At 73.1% G+C, this 201-nt stretch carries 1 protein-coding gene; it reads right to left on the bottom strand.

What is annotated here, in order from left to right; genetic code table 11:
• Nucleotides 1-201, bottom strand: a 201-nt coding sequence (locus tag J0695_RS43030; protein WP_206970227.1) for a CNNM domain-containing protein, incomplete at both ends; no start/stop codon positions are given.

Raw genomic sequence — 201 nt, 5'->3', positions numbered from 1 at the left:
GCGGAACACGCGGGCGAAGGCCCGCTGCGGGCCGGCGACGAACCGCGCGACCTGCAGGGGGCGGGACACCGCCCAGTTCTTGGGCACGAGTTCGCCGATGACCATCTGCACGGCGGAGGCCAGCAGCATGCCGATGACCACGGCGACGGTGGAGACCGCGCCGGTGGGGACGCCGATGCCGGTGATGGGACCGTGCAGCAG

This window comes from Streptomyces beijiangensis, from assembly GCF_017315755.1.
In the GTDB taxonomy this organism is placed as follows: domain Bacteria; phylum Actinomycetota; class Actinomycetes; order Streptomycetales; family Streptomycetaceae; genus Streptomyces; species Streptomyces beijiangensis.
This window is presented reverse-complemented; position numbering and strand designations above follow the sequence as displayed.